General features: G+C 55.8%; 9 protein-coding genes. 6 read left to right on the top strand and 3 right to left on the bottom strand.

Going from position 1 to position 6,226, the window contains the following annotated elements:
- From ACXJ5O_RS16030 to msrA, 4 genes are all read left to right on the top strand, one after another.
- Nucleotides 1–891 (top strand): ATP phosphoribosyltransferase regulatory subunit (locus tag ACXJ5O_RS16030; RefSeq protein WP_457300756.1); only part of this gene is annotated, 891 nt, incomplete at its 5' end.
- On the top strand, nucleotides 888–1,586 hold the full coding sequence (gene hisG / locus ACXJ5O_RS16025) for an ATP phosphoribosyltransferase (RefSeq protein ID WP_457300755.1): 699 nt from the start codon (nucleotides 888–890) through the stop codon (nucleotides 1,584–1,586). The genes ACXJ5O_RS16030 and hisG, both read left to right, overlap by 4 nt.
- Before the next feature lie 113 nt (nucleotides 1,587–1,699).
- Entirely contained in the window at nucleotides 1,700–2,194 is a 495-nt protein-coding gene (msrB, locus tag ACXJ5O_RS16020) for a peptide-methionine (R)-S-oxide reductase MsrB (RefSeq protein WP_457300754.1), read from the top strand.
- A gap of 20 nt (nucleotides 2,195–2,214) precedes the next feature.
- Nucleotides 2,215–2,904, top strand: coding sequence for a peptide-methionine (S)-S-oxide reductase MsrA (gene msrA / locus ACXJ5O_RS16015; RefSeq protein ID WP_457300753.1), 690 nt, complete (start codon nucleotides 2,215–2,217; stop codon nucleotides 2,902–2,904).
- A gap of 66 nt (nucleotides 2,905–2,970) precedes the next feature.
- Here the strand turns inward: msrA and ACXJ5O_RS16010 are convergent, their stop codons facing one another.
- Both ACXJ5O_RS16010 and fumC read right to left on the bottom strand, forming a co-directional pair.
- Nucleotides 2,971–3,357, bottom strand: a complete 387-nt coding sequence (locus tag ACXJ5O_RS16010; protein WP_457300752.1) for a DoxX family protein — start codon at nucleotides 3,355–3,357, stop codon at nucleotides 2,971–2,973.
- A gap of 108 nt (nucleotides 3,358–3,465) precedes the next feature.
- Nucleotides 3,466–4,857 (bottom strand): class II fumarate hydratase, encoded by a 1,392-nt coding sequence (gene fumC / locus ACXJ5O_RS16005; RefSeq protein WP_457300757.1) that lies wholly within the window; start codon nucleotides 4,855–4,857, stop codon nucleotides 3,466–3,468.
- Between the two features lie 138 nt (nucleotides 4,858–4,995).
- Here fumC and ACXJ5O_RS16000 point away from each other — a divergent pair, with 138 nt between their 5' ends.
- Complete coding sequence (locus ACXJ5O_RS16000) at nucleotides 4,996–5,406, top strand: SRPBCC family protein (RefSeq protein WP_457300751.1); 411 nt, start codon at nucleotides 4,996–4,998, stop codon at nucleotides 5,404–5,406.
- Nucleotides 5,407–5,414: 8 nt separating this feature from the next.
- Complete coding sequence (locus tag ACXJ5O_RS15995; protein ID WP_457300750.1) at nucleotides 5,415–5,771, top strand: VOC family protein; 357 nt, start codon at nucleotides 5,415–5,417, stop codon at nucleotides 5,769–5,771.
- A 30-nt stretch (nucleotides 5,772–5,801) separates the two neighbouring features.
- Here ACXJ5O_RS15995 and ACXJ5O_RS15990 read toward each other — a convergent pair.
- Nucleotides 5,802–6,226: NADPH-dependent FMN reductase (locus ACXJ5O_RS15990; protein WP_457300749.1), on the bottom strand; the 425-nt coding region annotated here is incomplete at its 5' end.

Raw genomic sequence — 6,226 nt, 5'->3', positions numbered from 1 at the left:
CCAAAACGCTACGCCTATCTCGGCGAGGTGTTCCGCCAGCGTCGCGAGGGCGGTAACGAGTTTTTCCAGGCCGGCATAGAGGATCTTGGCGATGCCAATCGGGCTCGTGCTGATGCGCGTTCACTGGCCGATGCTATTGCCACGATCCGCCTTGTTGCGCCTGATGCGCAACTTGAAACCCTACTCGGCGACCAGGCTATTTTCGAGGCGGTTCTGGCAGCGCTTGGTTTGCCGCGGGGCTGGCAGAAAAAACTTGCGCGCGCCTTCGGTAATCCTGGTCATTTGAAGGGTTTGCTAGAAGATCTCTCGTCGGATCGGCAAAGTGATACGCTGCCAGATCATCTCGCTGAACTGGTCGCAAAAGGGAACGAAGCCGGATTGGCCATAGCGCTCGAACAGGATATGCGGGTTGCCGGTATTTCACCGGCCGCAGGTCGCGCACCCATCGAGGTTGCCCGCCGCTTGATCGAAAAGGCGACGCTTGCTTCGGTACGGCTGCCCGCCGGAGCGTTCTCTGCTTTGGAGAGCTTTCTCGCGATCCGCGTGCCACTGCGATCCGCCGCCGGTGAATTGCTCGGTTTCGCGCGTGCCAACGAGTTTGATCTTGGGCCTGCGCTGGAACAATTCGAGGCACGGGCAGCTTCGGTCGTCGAAGCGGGCATCGGAGAGGAGACTATTATCTACGACGCCGCCTTCGGACGCCCGCTCGATTACTATACCGGTCTCGTCTATGAAACGCGCGCGCTGAACCATATTGACCTCGGCGCGATCGTGGGTGGCGGGCGTTATGACCGGTTGCTGACGATGCTGGGAGCCGTTGGCTCCATTCCGGGTGTCGGATTCTCGATCTGGCTCGACAGGCTTGAACAGATCGCCGGAGAGGCAAAATGACGGTTACCTTGGCCCTTCCATCCAAAGGCCGTCTCAAGGAGCAGGCGCTTGGTGTGCTCGAAAGCGCCGGTCTCAGCGTGATCCTCCCCAAGGATCAACGCAACTATCGGGCGCAGGTCAAAGGCGAAAGCCAGATCGATATCCTGTTTCTCTCCGCATCGGAGATCGCGCGCGAGCTTGGCTACGGCAGCGTCGATCTGGGCATAACGGGGGAAGACCTGATCCGCGAGACTTTGTCGTCCGCCGACGAACGCGTGCAGATCGAAGCACGGCTCGGTTTCGGTCAAGCGGACGTTGTGGTCGCGGTGCCAGAGGTCTGGTACGACGTATCGAGCATGGCCGATCTTGATGACGTTGCCGCTGATTTCCGCCAGCGCCATGGCCGGCGTCTGCGCATTGCCACCAAATATTGGCGTCTCACACAGCAGTTCTTTTCGCAGATGCATGGCATTCAGGTCTATCGGATCGTCGAGAGTCTTGGCGCGACTGAGGGCGCCCCGGCTTCGGGCTCCGCTGATATTATCGTCGACATCACATCGACAGGATCGACGCTGCAAGCTAATCATCTCAAGGTTCTTGACGACGGAACAATCCTCAAATCGGAAGCCTGTCTGTTTTCATCACGTGGTACAGCCGAGGCTAGCGCAGTCGAAAAACTGTCGCGGCGCATCGAGGCCGCTTTGAACAAAGGCTGATTTTCATCAACTCTCCATGATTCCAGGCTGGTTGTGTAACCTTTCCGGCCGTCCTTACGTATCTCCCTGCAGAAACCGGTTATTATCGGTACATTGGCACAGGGAGTTCAGCCATGATGACACGTCGAACGCTTTTTGGCGGTGCTATAGCAGGGCTTGGTGCGTTCGTGGCCACGCGCTTTGCGAGCGGGCCCACCGCCCATGCAGCCGGTTCTTTCGAAGTTGAGCGTTCCGATGCGGAATGGAAAAAGCTGCTGACTCCGGAACAGTACGATGTATTGCGGCAGGAGGGAACGGAACGTCCCTTCTCGAGCCCGTTGGATCATGAGAAACGCAAAGGCACGTTCGCATGTGCTGGCTGCGATCTGCCGCTCTTCGATTCAGATACGAAGTTCGATAGCGGCACTGGCTGGCCAAGTTTCTGGAGGCCGATAAAGGGCGCCGTCAATGAKGAGACCGATCGGTCGTTTGGCATGGCGCGCACCGCGGTCTCGTGCCATCGCTGCGGCGGTCACCTTGGCCATGTTTTCGATGATGGCCCGAAACCGACGGGCCTGCGCTACTGCATGAATGGCGTCGCGTTGAAATTCAAACCTGTTGCTACGTAAGCGCTAGAAGGACAAAACCTATGAAACTTCGTCAAATTCTGCTCGCCACGGCGATTCTGTTGGCTCCCGGTTTTGCTCTTGCCGGGGAGGATGTCACCATGGTGCCCCCGCCGGCGCTCGATCAAACTACGCCGGCCAAAAGCGAGACCATCGTCCTTGCCGGCGGCTGCTTCTGGGGCGTCCAAGGCGTTTACCAGCACATGAAGGGTGTAAGCGGCGCCGTTTCTGGCTACTCAGGCGGCAAGAAGGAAACTGCGAGCTATGAGATCGTCAGCGGTGGCGACACCGGCCATGCCGAATCGGTCGAGGTGACTTTCGATCCGAAGGCTGTCAGCCTTGGCAAAATCCTGCAGGTGTATTTCTCGGTGGTTCACAATCCGACGGAACTCAATCGTCAGGGGCCGGATACGGGGACGCAGTATCGCTCGGCGATTTTCACAACCAGTGCCGATCAGGAAAAGGTAGCCAAGGCTTATATTGCCCAGCTTGATAACGCGAAAGTCTATTCCGACCCGATCGTTACCAAAGTCTCGTCGCTCGAAAAGTTTTATCCAGCCGAGGCCTATCATCAGGATTACGCCACGATCAATCCGACCCAGCCCTATATCGCTTATTACGATCTGCCAAAAATCGAAAACCTGAGCAAGTTGTTCCCGCAAGATTATCGGGACAAGCCGGTATTGGTCAGCGAAGCGAAAGTTTCGAACTAAATCCTTGTTCCTCTTATAGAAAAAGGCCGCTATGAGCGGCCTTTTTTTGCATTCGGTCAAATGCGATCAGCCGCGCTTGGCGTCTACCGAAAGTGCGCCAGCACCGTACTGCGCGAGAACGAAGAAGCCTCCGGCTATGGCAAGGTTCTTGAAGAAGTTCGTCTGGTTCGCCATGTCCCATGGAATCAGGTGACCGACAAATGCTGCGGCAATGGTAAATAGGCCAAGCAGTATTGCAGCATAGCGTGTCTGAAACCCGACGAGTACGGCAAGTCCGCCAAACAACTCAACCAGACCAACGATGACTGCGGTAACTTCCGGCAGAGGAAGGCCCTTGGCAGCGAAGTACCCTCCCGTGGCGCCAATAGCGGTCAGCTTGCCGAAGCCAGCAGGGATGAACAGAATCGAAAGTAGAATACGACTGATCAGTGTAACTAGGGCATTGTTAGACATAAGAAATCTCTCCGGGTTTGGCGTTGAACCCCCAATAGCTAAATCCGATTGTCAAACAAAGCCATTATTTTCTCTACACATTGTTCACAAGAGAACGGTTTTCCAATCTCACTCTGGCGCGATCATTCGTTCCGGGCGCACGAGGCGATCATAGTCTTCGGCTGAGACGTGACCGCTCGCTAGGGCTTCTTCCCTCAGTGTCGTACCATTCTTGTGGGCTGTCTTGGCTATCTTGGCAGCATTGTCATAGCCGATTGCCGGGGCCAAGGCTGTGACAAGCATCAATGAACGCTCAAGCAGTTCCTTGATGCGGACTTCGTCCGCCTCAATACCTTCGACGCAATTATCGGCAAAGGAGATCATCGCATCGGAGAGAATGCGGATCGACTGAAGCACGTTCAGTGCAACCACAGGCTTGAAAACATTGAGCTCGAAATGACCCTGGCTGGCTGCGACGGTGACGGTGGCGTTGTTACCGAACACCTGTGTGGCGACCATGGTCAGTGCTTCGGCTTGGGTCGGATTGACCTTGCCAGGCATGATTGATGAGCCCGGTTCATTTTCGGGCAGTTTCAACTCACCAAGTCCGGAGCGAGGACCGGAGCCGAGAAAACGGATGTCATTGGCAATTTTGAACAGATCGGTGGCGAGCGCATTGAGGCTGCCGTGGAAGTTTGTGAGTGCACCGTGGCTGGCCAGTGCCTCGAACTTGTTCGGGGCCGTCTTGAATGGCAGCCCGGTAATATCGGACACGGCATCGGCAAATCCGGTATCGAAGCCAATCGGCGCATTGAGGCCGGTACCGACGGCGGTGCCGCCCTGTGCCAACAGGAACACGTCCGCCAAGCTTTGTTCGATGCGCTTGTGCGCGTATTCCAGCGCAGCCCGGTAGCCCGAGAATTCCTGACCAAGTGTGACTGGGGTTGCATCCTGTGTATGTGTGCGGCCGATCTTGATTATCTCTGCAAAGGCCTCTTCTTTTTTGGCCAGCGCCGCCGTCAGATGGTTGAGTGCTGGAAAGAGACGCTCTGTCGCCTCCACTGCTGTGGCAATGTGGATTGCAGTCGGAAACGTATCGTTCGACGATTGGCTCATATTGACGTGATCATTGGGATGAACCGGCTTTTTCGAGCCCTTTGTTCCACCCAGCATTTCGATAGCGCGATTGGAGATCACCTCATTGGCATTCATGTTCGACTGCGTGCCTGATCCCGTCTGCCAGACGACGAGTGGGAAATGGTCATCCAGCTTGCCCTCGATGACTTCTTCGGCAGCGACGGTGATGGCACGGCCAATCACTTCATCGAGCTTGCCAAGTGCCATGTTGGTTTCGGCGGCGGCGCGCTTTGCTATACCGAGAGCACGTACAAGCGGGATCGGCATTCTTTCGCCGCCGATTTTGAAATTGTGCAGTGAGCGTTCGGTTTGTGCGCCCCAATATTTGTCCGAGGCAACTTCGATCGGGCCAAAAGTATCTGTTTCGGTACGCGTAGAGCTCATCATGCACTTTTCCTGATGGGAGTTGGCAGATCACTACTGCGAAGCTCGACGGGAGGCAAGGTTCAAGCGGCAAATGTTGGCCCGAAAACGATGCCATGCTAAGTTAAAATCGATTAGAGCATGCAGGGAGGACAGGGCATGGCGACGCATGAAGCGCGAACCCTTCAAATTTCCATTCAGCGATCTTGGCGCGACGTTTATGACTACGCAAGCATCCCGGAAAACCTGCCAGAATGGGCCTCGGGGCTAACTTCTGCTTTGCAAAAGTTGGGCGACGAATGGCTGGCGGACAGTCCTGCCGGTAAGCTTAGGCTACGTTTTGCACCGCCAAACAAGCTCGGCGTTCTCGATCACTGGGTCATCACCGAAACTGGCGAGGAGGTTTACATTCCATTGCGGGTTGTCGCCAACGGAGAAAATTCGGAGGTAACATTCACCTTGTTCCGGCTGCCGGGAATGGACGACGAAAAATTCACTGCAGACGCAGCCTGGGTGATGCGTGACCTGCAGAAACTCAAGGACGTGCTCGAAGCACAACTTGTGGCGTGAGGTGAAAAATGGCCAATTCAGGCAGGGACAAGCGTATCGACTATATCGAATTCAACGTGAAGGATATTGCGCGGGCTCGCAGTTTCTATGGCAGTATATTCGGCTGGTCGTTCACCGACTACGGCGCCGATTACTGCGAGTTTGCCGATGGTAATCTCAAAGGCGGATTTGCCAATGCCAACGACGTCAAACCGGGTGGCGGTCCCTTGGTCATCTTCTTCGCCGACGATCTTGCGGATACATTGAAGCGGGTTGAAAAGGCGGGCGGCAAGATCGTCAAGCCGATCTTCAATTTCCCCGGCGGGCGCCGCTTTCACTTCACCGATCCGGAGGGTTACGAATTGGCGGTCTGGTCCGACAAATGAGCGGCCACTTGCGCGGCCGCTCTTCAATCGTCAAGCCGCGCGGGCTGTTTTTAAAGCGTTTGCCCACAGGACAAGCTGGTTGAGCTGGTTGTTGGCCGCTTCATTGAGATGTTCATAGTCGGCAAGCTTCTTCTCGCCCTTGACCACAGTGAGATATTCGGGGAAGGAGATGTGGATGCCGGTCTTGACTGATGCGGCACTCATCTCCACAAAAACCAGTCGAAGATGCTCGATTGCGCGGGCACCGCCAACGCCGCCATAGCCGACAAATCCAACCGGCTTGTGAATGAACTCACCAAGATCGATAGCATTCTTCAGAACTGCGGTCGGGCCGTGGTTGTATTCCGCAACGGTGACAACAAAACCGTCGAATTCACGCAGTTTCTTTTTCCAGCGCTCTGCCGTCTCGGTTTGGGCGGTCGACGTGCGCTCTTCACCGAAGAAGTGCATAGGAT

The sequence above is a fragment of the Phyllobacterium sp. P5_D12 genome, from assembly GCF_054049495.1.
The sequence above is the reverse complement of the archived record's forward strand: the minus strand, read 5'-3'. Positions and strand labels throughout refer to the sequence as shown.

What these genes read in the sequence shown, in the direction of transcription:
- hisG (WP_457300755.1), top strand. Translation starts at nt 888, where the DNA reads ATGACGGTTACCTTGGCCCTTCCATCCAAAGGCCGTCTCAAGGAGCAG.
- msrA (WP_457300753.1), top strand. Translation starts at nt 2,215, where the DNA reads ATGAAACTTCGTCAAATTCTGCTCGCCACGGCGATTCTGTTGGCTCCC.
- ACXJ5O_RS16010 (WP_457300752.1), bottom strand. Translation starts at nt 3,357, where the DNA reads ATGTCTAACAATGCCCTAGTTACACTGATCAGTCGTATTCTACTTTCG.
- fumC (WP_457300757.1), bottom strand. Translation starts at nt 4,857, where the DNA reads ATGAGCTCTACGCGTACCGAAACAGATACTTTTGGCCCGATCGAAGTT.
- ACXJ5O_RS16000 (WP_457300751.1), top strand. Translation starts at nt 4,996, where the DNA reads ATGGCGACGCATGAAGCGCGAACCCTTCAAATTTCCATTCAGCGATCT.
- ACXJ5O_RS15995 (WP_457300750.1), top strand. Translation starts at nt 5,415, where the DNA reads ATGGCCAATTCAGGCAGGGACAAGCGTATCGACTATATCGAATTCAAC.